This window comes from Microbacterium sp. Bi98, assembly GCF_918698045.1.
In the GTDB taxonomy this organism is placed as follows: Bacteria; Actinomycetota; Actinomycetes; order Actinomycetales; family Microbacteriaceae; genus Microbacterium.
Window position 1 is genome coordinate 216,373 of sequence record NZ_CAKKLK010000004.1, and the last position, 17,859, is coordinate 234,231.

At 67.2% G+C, this 17,859-nt stretch carries 15 protein-coding genes; 4 read left to right on the forward strand and 11 right to left on the reverse strand.

Annotated features, from left to right (window positions below; all coding sequences use genetic code 11):
- Positions 1 to 11: 11 nt before the first annotated feature.
- Positions 12 to 1,109, reverse strand: a complete 1,098-nt coding sequence (gene mnmA / locus LQZ85_RS09390; RefSeq protein WP_082297806.1) for a tRNA 2-thiouridine(34) synthase MnmA — start codon at positions 1,107 to 1,109, stop codon at positions 12 to 14.
- A gap of 9 nt (positions 1,110 to 1,118) precedes the next feature.
- On the reverse strand, positions 1,119 to 2,294 hold the full coding sequence (locus LQZ85_RS09395) for a cysteine desulfurase family protein (RefSeq protein ID WP_056278682.1): 1,176 nt from the start codon (positions 2,292 to 2,294) through the stop codon (positions 1,119 to 1,121).
- Positions 2,295 to 2,389: 95 nt separating this feature from the next.
- Here LQZ85_RS09395 and glgX point away from each other — a divergent pair, with 95 nt between their 5' ends.
- The 3 genes from glgX (at position 2,390) to glgB (ending at position 8,803) form a co-directional block, all read left to right on the forward strand.
- Positions 2,390 to 4,462, forward strand: a complete 2,073-nt coding sequence (glgX, locus tag LQZ85_RS09400; protein WP_053096005.1) for a glycogen debranching protein GlgX — start codon at positions 2,390 to 2,392, stop codon at positions 4,460 to 4,462.
- Positions 4,463 to 4,538: 76 nt separating this feature from the next.
- On the forward strand, positions 4,539 to 6,602 hold the full coding sequence (locus LQZ85_RS09405; protein WP_082586580.1) for an alpha-1,4-glucan--maltose-1-phosphate maltosyltransferase: 2,064 nt from the start codon (positions 4,539 to 4,541) through the stop codon (positions 6,600 to 6,602).
- Entirely contained in the window at positions 6,599 to 8,803 is a 2,205-nt protein-coding gene (gene glgB, locus LQZ85_RS09410) for a 1,4-alpha-glucan branching protein GlgB (protein ID WP_056278681.1), read from the forward strand. The genes LQZ85_RS09405 and glgB overlap by 4 nt, the downstream gene beginning before the upstream one ends.
- A 68-nt stretch (positions 8,804 to 8,871) precedes the next feature.
- Here glgB and LQZ85_RS09415 read toward each other — a convergent pair whose 3' ends face one another.
- Together LQZ85_RS09415 and LQZ85_RS09420 are read right to left on the reverse strand one after the other, a co-directional pair.
- The gene (locus LQZ85_RS09415) at positions 8,872 to 9,801 is read right to left on the reverse strand and encodes a tetratricopeptide repeat protein (protein ID WP_056278680.1); all 930 of its coding nucleotides are present in this window, start codon (positions 9,799 to 9,801) and stop codon (positions 8,872 to 8,874) included.
- Positions 9,798 to 11,816, reverse strand: coding sequence for a hypothetical protein (locus LQZ85_RS09420; RefSeq protein WP_056278679.1), 2,019 nt, complete (start codon positions 11,814 to 11,816; stop codon positions 9,798 to 9,800). The genes LQZ85_RS09415 and LQZ85_RS09420 overlap by 4 nt, the downstream gene beginning before the upstream one ends.
- A 179-nt stretch (positions 11,817 to 11,995) precedes the next feature.
- Between LQZ85_RS09420 and LQZ85_RS09425 the strand changes: the two genes are divergently transcribed.
- Entirely contained in the window at positions 11,996 to 13,057 is a 1,062-nt protein-coding gene (locus LQZ85_RS09425; protein ID WP_053096001.1) for an AI-2E family transporter, read from the forward strand.
- Here LQZ85_RS09425 and LQZ85_RS09430 read toward each other — a convergent pair.
- The 7 genes from LQZ85_RS09430 to pyrH form a co-directional block, all read right to left on the reverse strand.
- On the reverse strand, positions 13,054 to 13,767 hold the full coding sequence (locus LQZ85_RS09430; RefSeq protein WP_056278678.1) for an alpha/beta hydrolase: 714 nt from the start codon (positions 13,765 to 13,767) through the stop codon (positions 13,054 to 13,056). The genes LQZ85_RS09425 and LQZ85_RS09430 overlap by 4 nt on opposite strands.
- 2 nt (positions 13,768 to 13,769) lie before the next feature.
- Positions 13,770 to 14,057, reverse strand: a complete 288-nt coding sequence (locus tag LQZ85_RS09435) for a hypothetical protein (RefSeq protein ID WP_082586579.1) — start codon at positions 14,055 to 14,057, stop codon at positions 13,770 to 13,772.
- Positions 14,058 to 14,066: 9 nt separating this feature from the next.
- A complete protein-coding gene (locus LQZ85_RS09440) occupies positions 14,067 to 14,741 on the reverse strand; it encodes a transglycosylase SLT domain-containing protein (protein ID WP_230100820.1) in 675 nt (224 codons plus the stop codon).
- 48 nt (positions 14,742 to 14,789) lie between these two features.
- Entirely contained in the window at positions 14,790 to 15,374 is a 585-nt protein-coding gene (locus LQZ85_RS09445; RefSeq protein WP_056278677.1) for a DivIVA domain-containing protein, read from the reverse strand.
- Positions 15,374 to 16,513: a phosphatidate cytidylyltransferase gene (locus tag LQZ85_RS09450; protein ID WP_056278676.1), complete on the reverse strand. Its 1,140-nt coding sequence runs from the start codon at positions 16,511 to 16,513 to the stop codon at positions 15,374 to 15,376. Before LQZ85_RS09450 ends, LQZ85_RS09445 begins: the two co-directional genes overlap by 1 nt.
- Before the next feature lie 5 nt (positions 16,514 to 16,518).
- Entirely contained in the window at positions 16,519 to 17,073 is a 555-nt protein-coding gene (gene frr / locus LQZ85_RS09455; protein ID WP_053095997.1) for a ribosome recycling factor, read from the reverse strand.
- Positions 17,074 to 17,139: 66 nt separating this feature from the next.
- Positions 17,140 to 17,856, reverse strand: coding sequence for a UMP kinase (pyrH, locus tag LQZ85_RS09460; RefSeq protein ID WP_056278675.1), 717 nt, complete (start codon positions 17,854 to 17,856; stop codon positions 17,140 to 17,142).
- Between the last annotated feature and the right edge of the window lie 3 nt (positions 17,857 to 17,859).

Here is a 17,859-nt window from a genome sequence, read left to right on the forward strand (position 1 = left end):
AGAGGCAGGCGCTATGCGTCGACCGGCACTGCGGACACGGTGCGGTCGATCGTGAACTGGCCGAGCACGCGCGTTCCGACGTACAGCACGGCGGTCTGGCCCGGCGCGACCCCGTTGAGCGGCTGCTCGGGCACGACGCGCACGCCCTCGGGCGAGACGAATGCCCGGGCTGCTTCCGGCTCGGCGTGGGCACGGATCTGCACCTCGCAGTCGAACTCGGAGTCGACGGGCGCTGCGCCCGCCCAGCTGAATCGATCGCCCGAGATCTCACGCGTCGCGAGAGCCTCCTTCGGCCCCACGACCACCGTGTTGGACACCGGCCGCACCTCGAGCACGAAGCGGGGCTTGCCGTCGGCCGCCGGGACGCCGAGCTTCAGACCACGGCGCTGACCGACCGTGAAAGCGTGCGCGCCCTCGTGCGAGCCGACGACGGAACCCGTGCGGTCGACGATCTCACCGGTGGCGGTACCGACCTTCTCGGCCAGCCAACCTCGGGTGTCACCGTCGGGAATGAAGCAGATGTCGTGGCTGTCGGGCTTCTGCGCGACACTCAGCCCACGCTCCTCCGCCTCGGTACGCACGACCGCTTTGGACGGAGTCGTTCCGAGCGGGAAGTAGGTGTGCGCGAGCTGCTCGGCGGTGAGGACGCCGAGCACATAGGACTGATCCTTGGCGTTGTCCGCGGCTCTGTGCAGCTCGAGACCGGCGTCCGTGGGGATCAGTGTCGCGTAGTGCCCGGTGCACACTGCGTCGAAACCGAGCTCGATGGCGCGCTCGAGAAGGGCGGCGAACTTGATCTTCTCATTGCAGCGCATGCAGGGATTGGGGGTGCGTCCTGCCTGGTACTCCGAGACGAAATCGGCGATCACGTCGTCGCGGAAGCGCTCGGAGAAGTCCCAGACGTAGAACGGGATGCCCAGGAGATCGGCCGCACGACGCGCATCGAGCGCATCCTCGATCGTGCAGCATCCCCGGCTTCCGGTGCGCAACGTGCCGCCCGCCCGGGACAGCGCGAGATGCACGCCGACGACGTCGTGCCCCGCGTCCACAGCCCGTGCGGCCGCGACTGCGGAGTCCACTCCGCCACTCATGGCCGCAAGAATCCTCATGGGACCAGTCTACGAGCGTGCGGCTGAGCCGGAGCCGGAAGCCCGCAGGTAGGCCTCGCCGATGGATGCGAGGACGGCATCGACGTCGGCGTCCGTCGATGTGCGTCCCAGCGTGAATCGGAGGGCGCTGCGCGCGTCCTGCTCACTGCGCCCCATCGCCATCACGACATGCGATGGCTCCGCCACACCCGCCTGGCAGGCCGACCCGGTCGACGCGGCGATGCCTGCCATGTCGAGAAGGAAGAGCAGGCTCTCCCCCACCGCTCCGGGAAACAGTATGTGGGCGTTGCCGGGGAGCCGTCGCGAGCCGTCTCCCAGAAGCTCGGCCTGCGGCACCCGCGCCAGGATGCCGTCGATCAGCCGATCGCGCATCGTCGCCAGCCGCGCGGTCTCCGTCTCTCGCTCCGACTCGGCGAGCTCGAGCGCGGTGGCGAAGGCCGCGGCACCGGCCACGTCCTGCGTTCCGGCGCGGAGTCCGCGCTGCTGCGCGCCGCCGCGAAGGAGTGCGGAGAGCCGCGCGGTGCGAGCGACCACCAAGGCTCCGACGCCGACCGGCGCGCCGATCTTGTGTCCGGCCACGCTCATCGCGACAAGACCGACCGAGTCGGGCGCATCGCCTCTCAGCGCGCGGAACGATAGAGGCAGGTGGCCGAGGGCCGCGACCGCATCGAGATGGAGGGGAACGAGCGCCTGCGCGGTCGACGACGCCAGCATCGCGGCGTCGTTGATCGTCCCGGCCTCGTTGTTGGCGACGAGCGCGGTCGCCAGCGCCGCGCCCGGAAGCTGGGCAGTGAACTCGTCCACGTCGATGGCCGCCGAGCGATATACCGGAACAGCGCGTAGCACCGCCCCTGCCGCCACCAGGGCCTCGACGGTGTCCATCGTCGCGTGGTGCTCGGCATCCGGCATCACGATGGCATCCGACTCCGCCGGCCGCGCCTGCCACAACCCCTGAAGCGCGAGATTGATCGACTCCGTGCCCCCGGAGGTGAACACGACCTCGATGGGGTCGCAGTCGAGCACTGCGGCCGAGCGCTCGCGTGCCTCCTCGAGCAGGCGCCGCGCGTCCTGGCCGGCACCGTGCGTCGATGACGCATTCCCGACCATCTCGCTCGCTTCGAGCCACGCCTCCCGCGCCTCGGGACGCAGCGGCGTCGTCGCGGCGTGGTCGAGATAGTGCTGCATCCCTCCACTCTCCCCCATTTTCCGCGCAGTGGCGTGCACCTGGAACTGAGTGCATGCTGTCCTGAGACCCGAGCGCAGACCTCTATGGTGTACTCATGCCCGCGATCCGAGACATCACCGTGCCCGGCGGTACTGCACTCGACAACCTCGGTGTGCGCCTTCACGACGGCGTCGGAACCCTCCGCGTCTGGTCGCAGAACGCGTCCTCCATCGAACTCGTCGTCTTCGATGCCACCGACCTCGACTGGGTCATCGACCAGGTCGATCTCGCACGCCTTCCCGGCGGCATCTGGGAGGTGACGACAGAACTGCTCCAGCCCGGCACCCGGTATGCGATCCGCGTCGGAGGGCCACACGGGCCGGGGAACACGTTCAACCCCGAGACTCTGCTCCTCGACCCCTACGCTCGCGGTCTCGCGCAGGGCGACGGCTACGAGGAGTGGCGCTCCGTGGTGATCGTCGACGGGTTCGACTGGGGAGAGTCCGTCAAGCCACGGATACCGCTCGACCGCACCGTGATCTACGAAGGGCACCTGAAGGGGCTGACCAAGCGTCAGCCCGATGTGCCCCCGGCTCTGCACGGCACATACGCCGGACTCGCGCATCCCGCGATGATCGAGTACTTCCACTCGCTCGGGATCACCTCGATCGAGCTCCTGCCCGTCCAGGCGTTCGTTCCGGAGCCTCGCCTGCTCGAGCGCGGCCTCACGAACTACTGGGGCTACAACACCCTCAACTTCTTCACACCGCACAACGCCTACGCCACGGAGGACGCACGCAAGGGCGGCCCCGAGGCCGTTCTCGCCGAGTTCAAAGGCATGGTGCGACTGCTGCACGAAGCCGGACTCGAAGTCATCCTGGACGTCGTGTACAACCACACGTCGGAAGAGGGCCTCGGTGGACCTCGGTCCAGTCTGCGCGGCATCGACAACGCCAGCTACTACCGACAGGACGCATCAGGCGCGTACATCGATACGACCGGCTGCGGCAACACGCTCGACACCTCGACCGATGCCGGAGCGCGCCTCGTGCTCGACTCGCTGCGCTACTGGGCGCAGGAGATGCAGATCGACGGATTCCGCTTCGATCTCGCGGCCGCGATCGCGCGCGACGGCTCGCACACCTATACGCCCGAGCACCCGCTTCTCACCGCCATCGCGAACGATCCGATCCTCCGCGACACCAAGCTCATCGCCGAGCCGTGGGACGTCGGCATGGGCGGCTGGCAGACCGGCAACTTCCCGAACGGCTGGATGGAGTGGAACGACCGCTACCGCGACCGGGTCAGGAACTTCTGGCTGAGCGACATCGACTATGCGCGTCGTGCGTCCGCTCCGGTCGGCATCGGGGGCTTCGCGACGCGTCTCGCCGGCTCGTCGAACACTTTCGCCGATGTTCGGGGACCGCTGGCCAGCATCAACTTCGTCACCGCGCACGACGGCTTCACCATGCACGACCTCGTGTCGTACGACGTCAAGCACAATGAGGCGAACGGCGAACAGAATCGCGATGGTGCCGACATGAATCGGGCTTTCAATCACGGTATCGAGGGGCCAACCGACGACCCTGCGATCCTCGCTGCCCGGCGAAAGGCGATGCGCAACCTGCTCGGCACCCTGCTGCTGTCCGCCGGGATCCCCATGCTCACGGCCGGCGATGAGGTCGGTCGGACGCAACGCGGAAACAACAATGCCTACGCCCAGGATTCGTCGATGACGTGGCTCGGCTGGGACGCGGAACCGTGGCAGGAGGACCTGCGCGCACACGTCGCTCGACTCATCCAGCTCCGTTCCGAGAATCCCGCCCTGCGTCCGAGCCGGTACGCCCGACTCGGTGAGCACATCCCCAACGCCTCTGTCATGGACTGGTTCGACCAGAACGGCGAGACGATGGAGAGCCAGCAGTGGACGGACCCTGGTAACCGCACTCTGCAGTATGTGGCGGCCTCGACCCCCGATCGCGAATCGGCCAATCGGATCCTCCTCATCGTGCACGGGACGGAGTCGCCCATCGACGTGCGTCTGCCCGACGACCTCGAGGAGGCGACGCGTTTCGTCTCGCTGTGGTCGAGCGCCGACGACCGCCCGCAAGACGGCGGCGAGGTGTTCGCCCCCGGCGACGTCCTTCCCATCCCCGGCACCTCCATGCGACTCTTCCGCGTGGAATGAAGGGCGGCGCGCCGGGGCCCTCCGCGAGCTACCCGCTTCACGCCGCGAGCGGTACATTCGGGGGGTGGCCGCACGTATGAGCAGCATCAGTCCGAAGGCTCTCCGAAGCCCCGCGCAGATCCCGTCGCGCCCGCTGGGCGCCGTCTCGGACGGCGACGGACTCGTCGCGACGCGAATTCCTCTGGTGGGCGGCGCACCGTCCGTCCCCGGAGGCTTCGCGCCCAAGGCGTTCGTCGGCGAGGTGGTGCCGTTCAGCGTCGTCGCCTTCCGTGAAGGGCACGACCTGATCGGGGTGCAGCTCCGGTTGACAGCCCCGAACGGCGAGGAGTCCCTGCACCGATTGACGCCCTTGCTCGATGGGAGCGATCGCTGGGCAGCGGAGGTCGCTGTGGACATGCAGGGCCCGTGGGCGTTTCGCTTCGAGGCGTTCTCCGACGACTTCGCGACCTGGGCGCACGCCGCCGAGGTGAAGGTCGCCGCGGGCGTCGATGTGCCGGTCATGGCAGCCCTCGGCGCCGAACTTCTCGCGCGCGCAGCGAAAGAGAAGGATCGCCCTGCGGTTCAGCGCAGACGCATCAGCGAACTCGCCACCGCACTGGCGGGGGGCGATGCAGAGACCACCACCGCGGTCTCGACCGACGCCGAGCTGGGCGGTCTCTTCCATGAGCGGCCTCTCATGACGCTGCGTTCAGCATCTGCCACGCACACTCTGCTCGTGGAGCGGACCGCCGCAGGCGTCGGTGCCTGGTACGAGTTCTTTCCCCGCTCGGAGGGCGCGAAACGCCTGAAGGACGGCACTGTCAAGAGCGGTACGTTCAGGACAGCCGCCAAACGTCTTCCCGCTGTCGCCGCCATGGGCTTCGACGTCATCTACCTGGTGCCGATCCATCCGATCGGAACGACCAACCGCAAGGGACGCAACAACACTCTGACGACGGAGCCAGGCGATCCGGGCTCACCGTATGCCATCGGCTCCGTTGACGGCGGCCACGATGCGATCCACCCGGAACTCGGCAAGCCGGCCGACTTCCGCGCATTCGTCAGGGCGGCGAAGAACGAAGGGCTGGAGGTCGCTCTCGATCTCGCACTGCAGGCCTCTCCGGACCACCCGTGGGTCGATGAGCACCCCGAGTGGTTCACCACTCTCCCGGATGGCACCATCGCCTACGCAGAGAACCCGCCCAAGAAGTACCAGGACATCTACCCGCTGAACTTCGACAACGATCCCGCCGGTATCTACCAGGAGATGCTCCGCATCGTGCAGCACTGGGTTCGCGAAGGCGTGAAGATCTTCCGCGTCGACAACCCGCACACGAAGCCGCTGCAGTTCTGGGAATGGCTCATCGCGACCGTGAACGCCCAGGACCCGGACGTGATCTTCCTGGCCGAGGCGTTCACTCGACCCGCCGTGATGCGTGCGCTCGCGGCCGTGGGGTTCCAACAGAGCTACAGCTATTTCACCTGGCGCAACACCAAGGCGGAGCTCGAGGAGTTCCTCACCAGCGTCTCGCACGAGACGAGCGACTACATGCGGCCGAATCTCTTCGTGAACACGCACGACATCCTCACGGAGTACCTGCAGTTCGGCGGCCGCGCCGCCTATCGGATCCGCGCCTGCATCGCCGCCACCGCCGCCCCTGTGTACGGCGTGTACGCCGGGTACGAGCTCTTCGAGAACGTGGCGAGGCCCGGTTCCGAGGAGAACATCGACAACGAGAAATACGAGTTCAAGTTCCGGGACTGGGAGGGCGCGGAGGCATCGGGTGACTCGCTTGCGCCTCTCCTGCGCCGACTGAACGAGATCCGCCGTGAGCACCCGGCTCTTCGACAGCTCCGCAATCTCTCCGTGCACTGGAGCGACGACGACTCGGTGCTCGTCTACAGCAAGCACCTCGATGCCGCGTTCACCGGCACGGGCCACTCCGATACGATCCTCGTCGTCGCCAACGTCGATCCGCACTCCGTGCGTGAGACCACCGTGCACCTCGACACCACGATCTGGGGCGTACCACCTGGCGAGCCGTTCGAGGTGGAGGACCTCCTGACCGGTGCCGTGTGGACGTGGGCCGATCACAACTACGTGCGCCTCAACGCCTTCGCCGAGCCGGTGCACATTCTGAAGGTGAGGAGACGAGCATGAGCTACGTCGAAGATGCCACTACATCACCGGACTGGGCGGCTGTCGCAGCCGGCGCCCATCACGACCCGCACGCAGTGCTCGGCTCCCACCCGTTCACGGATGCGAGTGACCGGACCGTCACGGTGATCCGCGCTCGCCGACCTCTCGCGTCCTCGGTCGCAGCCGTCTTCGAGGACGGGAGCCGATTGGAGCTCGATCACGTCGCACACGGCATCTGGGAGGCCCAGCACGACGGTGCCCCGGTGGCGTATCGCATCGCCACCGCGTACGGCGACGACGACGAGACGATCACCGGCGACCCGTACCGGCACCTCCCGACTCTGGGCGACGTCGATCTCCATCTGATCGCCGAAGGGCGGCACGAGCGGCTGTGGCAGGTGCTGGGTGCGCACGCGACGGTCGCAGACGCCGAAGACGGCGTCGCATTCGCCGTCTGGGCCCCGAACGCCACAGCCGTGCGAGTCGTCGGAGATCACAACGGGTGGAACGGCGAAGCGCACGCGATGCGCTCGATGGGTGTGAGTGGCGTCTGGGAGCTGTTCATCCCCGATCTCGCCGTCGGAACGACATACAAGTATCAGATCCGCACCCGCGGCGGCTCCTGGATCTTCAAGGCCGACCCGATGGCGCAGGCCGCGCAGGTGCCGCCCGAGACCGCATCGGTGGTCACGCGGTCGGACTACGCATGGTCAGACGGCGCGTGGATGACCCGCCGGGCAGCGACTCACGCGGTCGCTCAGCCGCTGTCGGTCTACGAGGTGCACCTCGGCTCCTGGCGCGGAGGCCTGAGCTACCGCGATGCCGCAGAACCGCTGATCGCACACGTCACCGAGGCCGGTTTCACGCACATCGAGTTCATGCCGCTCGCCGAGCATCCGTTCGGCGGCTCCTGGGGCTATCAGGTGAGCGGGTACTACGCGGCGACCAGTCGCTTCGGCAGCCCGGATGACCTGCGATACCTCATCGACCAGCTGCATCAGGCCGGAATCGGCGTGATCATGGACTGGGTGCCCGGGCACTTCCCCAAAGACGCGTTCGCCCTCGCGAGGTTCGACGGACAGCCGCTGTACGAGCACCCCGACCCTCGTCGCGGTGAGCATCAGGACTGGGGAACGCTCATCTTCGACTACGGTCGCCCTGAGGTGCGCGGATTCCTGGTCGCGAACGCGCTGTTCTGGCTGAGCGAGTTCCATGTCGACGGCCTGCGAGTGGATGCCGTGGCGTCGATGCTGTACCTCGACTACTCGCGTAACGAAGGCGAGTGGGAGCCGAACATCCACGGGGGCCGGGAGAACCTCGAAGCGATCCGCTTCCTCCAGGAGGTCAACGCGACCGCCTACCGCCTGCACCCCGGCGCGCTGATGATCGCTGAGGAATCGACGAGCTTCCCCGGTGTGACCGCACCCACCGACCACGCGGGTCTCGGCTTCGGGTTCAAGTGGAACATGGGCTGGATGAACGACTCCCTCCAGTACATCGAACGAGACCCGATGTATCGCGCGCACCACGAAGGTGAGATGACGTTCTCGTTCGTCTACGCGTTCGGGGAGAATTATCTGCTGCCGATCAGCCACGATGAGGTCGTGCATGGAAAAGGCAGCCTCGTCTCGAAGATGCCCGGTGACCACTGGCACAAGCTCGCCAATGTCCGCGCATACCTCGGATACATGTGGGGTCACCCCGGAAAGAAGCTCCTCTTCATGGGGCAGGAGTTCGGCCAGCTCGCCGAATGGTCGGAATCCCGCCAGCTCGACTGGTGGCTCCTCGACCAGCCGTCGCACGCGCAGCTGCAGGGTTTCGTCGGACAGCTCAACCGCACCTATCGCGCTCAGGCCCCGCTCTGGGAGCGGGACAATGACGGATCCTCGTTCTCACGCCTCGGCGCCCCGAGCTGGGATCCCAATGTCATCGCCTTCGAACGCCGCGACGCACATGGCGGCCGTCTCGTGGTGATCAGCAACTTCGCCGGCGTCGAGCGCAGCGGTTACAGCCTCGCGCTGCCGATCCCCGGCGTGTGGCAGGAGATCCTCAACACGGACGCCGCAGAATACGGCGGTCGCGGATCCGGCAATCTCGGCATGGTCGTCGCGCACTCGGAGGACGACGGACCGGCCATGGCGACGATCACGGTTCCCGCACTGTCGACCATCTGGCTGCGCCACGAGAGCGACCCGCACGTACCCACGATCAGCCGCGGCTGACGACCTCTGCCGATCAGCGAGACGGCCCCGGCCCGACAGAGCCTGGGCCGTCTCGCTGCACTCTCAGCTCAGAACAGCAGGGAAGACAGTCTGTTGCGCGCGGTGATGACGCGTGGATCTGCGACGCCGATCAGGCCGAACAGCTCGAGAAGGCGTTCCCGCACGGGCGTTCGCTCATCCGAGGGCAGCTGGGCGAACAGGTCGAGAAGCCTTCCGAACGCATCTTCGACATGGCCTCCCGCGAGGTCGAGGTCGGCGACATCGAACTGGGCCTGGATGTCCAGGGGTCCGGCTGCGGCCGCGGCCCGAGCTTCCTGGAGATCGAGTTTCTGGACGCGGTCGAGCAGACGGACCTGGCCCAGGCCTGCGATCGCATCCTCATCGCGCGGATTCTCCGCGAGAGCCTTCTCGTATGCCACGACCGCCGCGGCGTAGTCGCCGTTCTCGATCGCGGCGAAAGCCTCCGCGTGCAGCGGCGGCATCGGCGGCTCCTCCGGCGTCTGCTCGCCCTCGGGCGCCTCTCCGACGTTCAAGGTGCCCGTCACTCCGTTCTGAGCAGCGAGCTGAAGCAGCTGCGCGAAGACCTCTCTGACCTGTTGCTCGGGCACTGCACCGGTGAACATCGGAACCGGCTGACCGGCGATGAGTGCCACGACCATCGGGATCGACTGCGCGCGGAATCCCTGGGCGAGCTGCGGGTTGGCGTCGACATCGACCTTCGCGAGAAGCACCCTGCCGCCGAGTTCACGCGTCACCTTCTCGATGATGGGGCTCAGCTGCTTGCACGGCCCGCACCATTCGGCCCAGAGGTCGACGACCACCGGCACTGTCCGGGAGAGCTCGAGGATCTGACCGAACGACTCGTCGGTCGCATCGACCACGATGTCCACGGCCCCGGGAGCAGGGCTCTGCGCTCCGGCGGCAGCAGCCGCGGGCCGGTTTCGCAGAGAGGAGAGGTCGACGGCTCCACGGAGCGCGGCGGGAGAGATATCGGTCATTTGATCACCTCGACGGAGAGTAGGTCCTGTCGGACCGCCATGAGTCGGATCTGCTCCGTCGAGCCCTGCGCGGGAACGGAGAAGAACAGCTGGAATTCGTACTTGGTCGTGAAGCCCTTCGCGGACTCCGTGACACCCGTCAGCGCCTTCGCCTGCGGATTCGCGTCTTCCAGTCGGATGACGGCGTCCGGTGACGTCGGGGTGACCGATTCGGTGTCGATGAGCGAGACGGCCACGATCGCACCGCTGTCCAGCGTGGTCATCGAGACCGGCTCGGAATCGGCCGGGAGGATGTCGAAGGCGGTCTGAGAAGTCTCCGCCGCTCCGTTGTCCGCCAGCGTCTGCACGACCGCCTGCCGGCTGTCGCGAATCGACTGGGCGAGGTTCTGCGAGATCTCGTCGAACATGCCGTACGAAGGGCTGGCCTCGCCCGCGTCGACGACGTCGGCGAAGGTCTCCGCAAGCTCTCCCGGCGGGATGCTGAGGAATGCGGAATCGTCGGGAACGAGCGAGGTGCCGAGCCACGCTGCAGCCACGTCGGGGAAGACGGCATCCGCAGACATCTCGGCCATGTTCGTGACCTTGTAGTTCGACCACGGATCCTGCTGCGTCATGGTCAGGATGACGGGGGGAACGGTGTCGTCGTCAGCGCTCTTCGAGAGCAGGAGCACCGTGCGCGGCCACCGGTCGGTGGCTTCGGGAAGCACGACCTCGACGTCATCGGTCGGGAGTGCGGCGGGCGGTGCGGTCTCCGGAAGAGCTGTCCGAAGCGCGTACTCGGTGGTGCGAGCCGTGAGCGCCGGGCCGTCCAGACGAGTGCCGGCCAGAGCGATGTCCATCGACGCGTCCGCGTCGGACAGGGTCGACGACACTTCCTGCAGGATCCGCTTCGCCTGGGCCTCCGTCACTGCCGGGGGCTTCTGATTGTCCGGGGCGATCACCGTCGCACTGGGAGACGGCGAGGGCGTTCCCTCTCCGAGCTGCGGCCATGAGTCAGGCGAGCAGCCGCTCGCGAGCAACGCGGTCACGGCGAGGGCGGGGACCGCGAGCAGGCGCCGTCGACGGTTCACGGGTCGCGCACGCATCTCCGTCTTCCGATCGGGGTCTGGGTTCTTCGGACCGGCGGCGTCGACTGCCCCCGGGTCACCGGCGGCTGCCGCGTCGGAGTCTGCGCCGGTCCGACCGGGCTCATCCCCGGCAGCGGTGGTCGAGGTGTCGTCGATCGCCGCGCGTTCCGATGGCGGCAGCTGAGCCACGTCGATCGGCTCGGTGGCCGGAAGGGGGCCGGGGCCCTTGCGCCGCGGTCCTCGCCCGCGACGCTGGTGCCGGATCGCGAGGACGTAGAGCACGAGTCCGACGAGAAGCATCGCCGCGCCCGCCGCCATGAGCGGTCCGGCGAGAGGGGTGGACGTGTCCAGCGGCCAGGACACCACGATGTCGTCCGGTGCGTCGGCGGTGCCGTCGTACGCGATGATCAGACTCACGCCCTCGGGCAGCTGCATGTTGTCTGCGATGAGTGTGTCGGTCTCGGTGAAGGAGTCCAGCCAGAGGTCGGAGCCGGCGGGGTTGCGGCCCGGCTCTGCGGCTGCATCGCCCTCGGCGGGCGTCTCCGCCGGTGCCGGAGTCTCGGCCGCGGCCGGGGTCTCGGCAGGGGCGGGGGTTTCGGAGGCCCCATCACCTTCCGGTGCTGATCCGGCGGGGACCAGCTCGACCTCCAGGTCACCATCGTCGCCGACCGTCACGCGGTTGTACGACGAGTCGGCAAGCCACGCTTCCATGTCGGCGGTGCGGCCATAGGCGGCGAAGATCTCGCCCTCTCCGCGCACCAGCAAGGTCTGAGATCCCGGGTGCTCACGAAGGACGTCGCCGTCCATCAGCACAAACGGGGCGGGTTCCTCTGCAGCGACTGAGACTTCCTGAGTCGACGGACCCATGAAGATGGTTCGCTGCGCGATGCCCGCAGCGATCAGTCCCGCAGCCAGCACGAAGGCCACGACGGCCCATACGAAACGCACGAATAGTCTCCTCACACGGCCCGGACGCACGCCCGAGTCGCAACACTCGACATTTCAGACTAGCGAAATCACCTGTGTGTTGCCCACGAGGGGCATGCGGCACCACGTGCGGCACGTCGTCCCGGCCGGTCGTGGTGCGGTGGATACGCTTGCAGAGTCCCCCATTCCGAGGAGCAACGATGAAGATCCACAACCCGTTCCGCACCGCCCTCGTGGCGACGCTCGGCGTGGGACTGGGAATCCTGCTGATCGGAAGCGTGGAGAGCCTGTCGACCGTGCTGCTCTACGTCGGTACGGCTCTCTTCCTCAGTCTCGGCCTGGACCCGCTCGTCTCCTTCCTCGAGCGCAGGCGTCTCCCCCGCTGGCTCGCCGTGCTCATCACGATCCTCGCGGTGCTCGGGATCTTCGCCGGGATCATCCTGATCGTCATCCCCGTGCTGGTCGACCAGATCTCGCAGCTCATCGCCGAGATCACGGCCATCGTCCAACGCGGGACATTTCTCCTCGACCTGCGCCAGTGGATGGTCGACACGTTCCCCAATCTCAAGGTGGATGACGTCTTCGCCTATGTGACCGACTGGCTGGAGACGAACCTCGCCCAGATCGGGGGGTCCATCGGGCAGGGCGTGCTCGCCGCCGGCGGGGCACTGCTGAGCGGACTGTTCGGCGCGTTCATCATCCTCATCCTGACGATCTATCTGACGGCCTCGACACCGTCGCTCAAGCGCGCCGTCTACCAGCTCGCTCCTGCATCCAAGCGCGAGCGCTTCATCGACCTGGCCGAGCAGATCACCGATTCGGTCGGCTACTACGTCATGGGCCAGGTCTCCCAGGGCGTCATCAACGGCATCCTGAGCATGATCTTCCTCACGATCATCGATGCGCCGTTCCCGGCCGTGCTCGCCGTCGTCGCCTTCTTCTTCTCACTGATTCCACTCGTCGGCACCCTCACGGGGTCGACCATCATCGTGCTCGTGTGCCTGATCCCCGGCCTGGGATCACCGGCGACAGCGATCGCCGCCGCCATCTACTACCTCATCTACATGCAGATCGAGGCGTACGTGATCTCGCCGCGCATCATGAGCCGGGCCGTGTCCGTACCCGGAGCGGTCGTCGTCGTCGCGGCGCTGGCGGGCGGAAGCCTCCTGGGGCTGCTCGGCGCGCTGATCGCGATTCCGGTGGCAGCCAGCATCCTGATCCTCTACCGGCAGGTGCTGATCCCTCGCATGAACGAGCTCTAGTCGGCGGGCCACTCCGTCGGCAGCGGAAGAGCTGCCGGGTTCACGGCAGCGACGATCTCAGTGAGGACTCTCCGAGTCTGGCTCTCCCCCACCCAGAGGTGCTTGCCACCCTCGACGGCGATCAGCTTCGCATGCGGAATCGCGGAGAAGCGCTCGCGTGCTTCGGCCGGGCGGAGGTAGTCGTCGAGCTCGGGTACCAGCACCACGACGTCAGCATCGGAGGCGGCCCACTCCGCCACCTCGGCGTCTGTGGCGCGGTGAAGTGGCGGGGACAGGAGGATGATCCCCTCGACATCGTGTTCCCGACCGTACTTCAGCGCGAGTTCGGTGCCGAACGACCAGCCGAGCAGCCATGGGCGCGGAAGACCGCGCTCGCGCACGAAGCCCATCGCCGCCGCGACGTCGAACTGCTCCGCCTCTCCCCCATCGAACGCGCCATCGCTGGTGCCACGCGGAGAGGTCGTCCCTCTCGTGTTGAAGCGCAGCACAGCGAGGTCCGCCAGCGCAGGCAGACGGGCGGCAGCCTTGCGGATGATGTGCGAGTCCATGAACCCGCCGGCCGTCGGGAGAGGATGCAGCGTGACGAGCGTGGCCACGGGCGCCGACGACTCGGGAACCGCCAGCTCTCCGACCAGTGTCAGCTCGTCTGCGGTCTCCAGTGCGATGTCTTCGCGCCGCGCAGGCAGCTCGATCGGTCCACGGATCTCCATGCTCACGCAATCCTCCAACAGTGTGTGTGCCAATGCCTGCGTGCCGCGAGGTCTGCGGCGTCACCGAGCACCCCGTCTGCGCGCCAGATCACGAGGTGAGCGGTTCCGGGAACAACCGATCGCCCGCACCCAGGACAGATGTACTCCTTCAGCGCCTGAGCTGCCGACACCGGCTGGACGGTCCACTCGGAACCACGACGGACTTCCGTGCGCTTCCAGGACGCGAGGAGTCGATCGAGCGAATCGTCGGTGTCAGGGCGCGTCGGACGGCGTCTGCGAGAGCGGGCCATGAGGCCGACTCACCACCAGTGGTTGTTCGTCCAGAAGGCGTGGGCGCCCGCCCAGCTTCCGTATCGACCCGTGGCGTATCCCGTTGCCCAGCGCAGGTTATCCACCGGGTCGTAGCCATTGCCGGGAACCTTACTGCATGGCAGAGCCTGGACGAGCCCACACGCTCCAGAGGACTTGTTCGTCGCGTTCGGGTTCCAGCCGCTCTCGCGGGAGACGATGTAGTCGACGAAGCCCCAGTCGGACTCCGCGATGCCCGCTGCTGCCATCCACTCCGCAGGGGCTCCCCCGCCGGTGTAGTACAGAGGAGCGCTGGGACCGGGTTTCGATGACCCGGACGACGCGGTCGTCGGTGTCGGGGTGGGAGTCGGCTTGGGCGTCACGTAGACCGAGAACGATCCACGCTGAACCGGTGCGATAGCGGCACCCTCTGCGGTCACCGTGAGATTCTGCGTCTCCGTGAGCGCCGCTGAGTACGCCGACTCGGGGCCTTCCGTCTCCGGCTGCTGAGCCAGCGCGACGCCGGTCGGGGCGACCATCGCGGCCGCGAAACCCACGACCGCGAGGGCGCTGACGAAACCGACGACGCCCCGTCGGCGGCTACCGCTGCGCGCCGAAAGCGCCGCCGATGCAGGCACCGGCGTGACGTCTTTGCGATGAGGTGTGATGTCGTTTCGGGAGTTCACGATGAGTGGCAGTCTACCCGGTGAGGCGTGAGTCGGCCATCAGAACGCTCAGCGAACCGCCAGGATCACATCGACGGTAGCGTCGAGAAGGGCATCCACCTGCTCTTCCCGGTACCCGCCGCGCTGCATGCGGAACGCCGCCGAACGCAGCTGCTCGGCCGTCAGCGGTTCGCCGTCTCGCAGATAGCGGGCGATGCGGGTGCCCACATGGTCAACCTCGTCGATGCGATACCCGAAGGTGAGGACGCCCGTGCGCGCGAAACGCTGACGCTTCGGACGCGCGAGGTGGTCGAGGATGATCTGGGCATCGTCTCGTGCCTGCTCGACCCATGCCCCCGCGCCCTGCGACCGGACGGCCCGGTCACGCGCGCGAGCCGCCAGCGCGTCCTCCACTCTCCCGAGCGCCGCATCGACCTCTGCCACGACATAGCCGTTCTTCACGAGCGGGAAGGACGCCACGCGTACGTCGGCTGCGCCGAGATCGTCCGCGTCGCCTTCGAATGCAGCCCGAGCGGCTGCGAGGAACGTGTCGACCGCTGCGCGGTGATAGCCGCGCACGCGCCCGGTCGTCACAGAGAACGCGGCCGGAGGCTGAACCGAACCGTCCGATGTTCGCACGTCGTCGAAGACCATCACAGCACCACCCAGGAGGAGAAGAGGAAATACAGGCACAGCGCGGGCACCGTCGACGGAAGGATGCTGTCGAGTCGATCGAGGAGCCCGCCGTGACCGGGCAGCCAGGAGCTCATGTCCTTGATTCCGAGATCACGCTTGAGCATGGACTCCCCGAGGTCGCCGAGGGTCGCGGACAGCAGGATGGCGACGCCGAAGATCACGCCGATCCACCACGGCAGATGCAACAGGAAGATCGCGAGGAGGACACCCGCCGTGATGGAACCCACCACGGCTCCACCGAACCCTTCCCACGTCTTCTTGGGACTGATTCGCGGGGCCATCGGATGCCGGCCGAAGGCCAGCCCGGCGGCATACGCGCCGGTGTCCGCCACGACGGCGATGGCGATGAAGCTCAGCACCCACCACTGGCCACCCTCCTGCTTGAGCAGGATCAGGGCGACCGCCGCGAGGAACGGCACGTAGATCTGAACGAAGCCTCCGATGACGGCATCCGTCAGCACATCGCCGTAGGTTCTGCCGTCCTTGGCGACCATCTGGGCGACCAACCGCCACACGATCACGAATGCGACGGCGAAGAACAGCATCACCCAGACGAACCACAGGTCGAGGAAGAACGCGGACAGCACGAGCAGCGTCGCCGCCACGAACTGAGCGATCACGTCGATCCGCCGCCCGGACGCGCGCAGTGCCAGCGAGAGCTCGTACACCCCGAGCAGCGCCGCTGCCAACGCGAACGGCACGAAGAGGACCTTGATGAACAACAGCGAGGCGAGCAGGGCGGCGCCGAACGCCAGCCCGATCAGCGTCGCGAGGATCAGGTCACGCCCTGTGCGCTCCTTGATGCGCTCGTTCGCCTGGTCGAGCTGCCCGCGAGCATTCGTGACGTGGGTCCCGAACTCGTCGCGTGCGGCACGCCACTGCTCTCTGATCGCGTTGTGATCAGCTGTGTCCAACGGGGACTCCGTCATCGCGCGCTCCTCGGCGGGGAGAGGTGGACGTGGCGGGATGCTCGTCGCGTCGAACGCCGGGAAGGCGCCGTCGACCAGCGGGATGGCGCCGGTCGAGGTCGACGAGTCGCGCGCCTCCCGGCGCGTCTGCGGCTTGTCGGTGCCGTCATCGGTGCGTTCGTCGGACATGCCGCCTACACCTCGAGGAGCTCAGCCTCTTTGCGCTTGAGTGCGTCGTCGATGAGGTCGACGTGCTGGCGCGTGAGGGCGTCGAGTTCCTTCTCTCCGCGAGAGATCTCGTCTTCTCCGAGCTCGCTCTTGAGACCGTCGAGTTCGTCCTTGGCCTTGCGACGGATGCCGCGCACGTGCACCTTGGCGTCCTCGGCCTTGGTCTTGACGAGCTTGACGTACTCCTTGCGGCGCTCAGCCGTGAGCTCGGGCATCGTCACGCGGACGAGGTTGCCGTCGTTCGTGGGGTTCGCGCCGAGGTTCGGCATGTCCCGGATCGCCTGCTCGATCCCCTTCAGAGCACTCTTGTCGTAGGGAGTGATGATGAGGGTGCGCGCCTCCTGGTTCGCCAGAGAGGCGAGCTGGGCGAGCGGCGTCGGCGTTCCGTAGTAGTCGACGAGCACCTTCTGGAAGAGCTGCGGGTTGGCGCGACCCGTGCGCACCGTGGAGAAGTCCTCCTTGGCGGCCTCGACCGCTCGTGCCATACGGGAGGTGGTTTCAGCGAGGACATCCGCGATCACGGTGACTCCTATCGTCGGGGTGTTCTGAAATTCTATCTGGCGCGGCGCGTGAGCACCGTCAGGGACTCAGGCGGTGACGAGAGTGCCGATCGGCTCTCCGAGGAGCGCACGCGTGACATTGCCCGCCGGCTCCATGCCGAACACCCTCATGTCCATGTTGTTGTCCATGCAGAGGCTGAACGCGGTCGAGTCGACCACCTTGAGGCCGCGCTGAAGGGCATCGCGGTAGGTCACGCGCTCGATGCGCTCGGCGTCGGCGTGCTTGTTCGGGTCCGCGGTGTAGATGGCGTCGACGCCGTTCTTGGCCACGAGCACCTCCTGCGCCCCGATCTCCAGCGCGCGCTGCGCGGCGACCGTGTCGGTGGAGAAGTACGGGAGGCCCGCTCCGGCGCCGAAGATGACGACGCGGCCCTTCTCCATGTGCCGCTCGGCCCGCAGCGGGATGTACGGCTCGGCGACCTGCGTCATCGAGATCGCGGACTGCACGCGGGTCGGCGCTCCGGCCTGCTCGAGGAAGTCCTGCAGCGCGAGGGCGTTCATCACCGTGCCGAGCATGCCCATGTAGTCGGCTCGCCCCCGGTCCATTCCGCGCTGGCTGAGTTCCGCTCCGCGGAAGAAGTTGCCGCCGCCGACGACGATCGCGATCTCTACGCGGTCGACGGCCGCGGCGATGTCACGGGCGATCTGGCTGACGACGTCGGGGTTGACGCCGAGCTGTCCGGCGCCGAACGCCTCACCGGAGAGCTTCAGGAGAACGCGACGGCGTCCGTTGCCTTCGGTCATGGG

What these genes read in the sequence shown, in the direction of transcription:
- mnmA (WP_082297806.1), bottom strand. Translation starts at nt 1,109, where the DNA reads ATGAGGATTCTTGCGGCCATGAGTGGCGGAGTGGACTCCGCAGTCGCG.
- LQZ85_RS09395 (WP_056278682.1), bottom strand. Translation starts at nt 2,294, where the DNA reads ATGCAGCACTATCTCGACCACGCCGCGACGACGCCGCTGCGTCCCGAG.
- glgX (WP_053096005.1), top strand. Translation starts at nt 2,390, where the DNA reads ATGCCCGCGATCCGAGACATCACCGTGCCCGGCGGTACTGCACTCGAC.
- LQZ85_RS09405 (WP_082586580.1), top strand. Translation starts at nt 4,539, where the DNA reads ATGAGCAGCATCAGTCCGAAGGCTCTCCGAAGCCCCGCGCAGATCCCG.
- glgB (WP_056278681.1), top strand. Translation starts at nt 6,599, where the DNA reads ATGAGCTACGTCGAAGATGCCACTACATCACCGGACTGGGCGGCTGTC.
- LQZ85_RS09415 (WP_056278680.1), bottom strand. Translation starts at nt 9,801, where the DNA reads ATGACCGATATCTCTCCCGCCGCGCTCCGTGGAGCCGTCGACCTCTCC.
- LQZ85_RS09425 (WP_053096001.1), top strand. Translation starts at nt 11,996, where the DNA reads ATGAAGATCCACAACCCGTTCCGCACCGCCCTCGTGGCGACGCTCGGC.
- LQZ85_RS09430 (WP_056278678.1), bottom strand. Translation starts at nt 13,767, where the DNA reads ATGGAGATCCGTGGACCGATCGAGCTGCCTGCGCGGCGCGAAGACATC.
- LQZ85_RS09435 (WP_082586579.1), bottom strand. Translation starts at nt 14,057, where the DNA reads ATGGCCCGCTCTCGCAGACGCCGTCCGACGCGCCCTGACACCGACGAT.
- LQZ85_RS09445 (WP_056278677.1), bottom strand. Translation starts at nt 15,374, where the DNA reads ATGGTCTTCGACGACGTGCGAACATCGGACGGTTCGGTTCAGCCTCCG.
- LQZ85_RS09450 (WP_056278676.1), bottom strand. Translation starts at nt 16,513, where the DNA reads ATGTCCGACGAACGCACCGATGACGGCACCGACAAGCCGCAGACGCGC.
- pyrH (WP_056278675.1), bottom strand. Translation starts at nt 17,856, where the DNA reads ATGACCGAAGGCAACGGACGCCGTCGCGTTCTCCTGAAGCTCTCCGGT.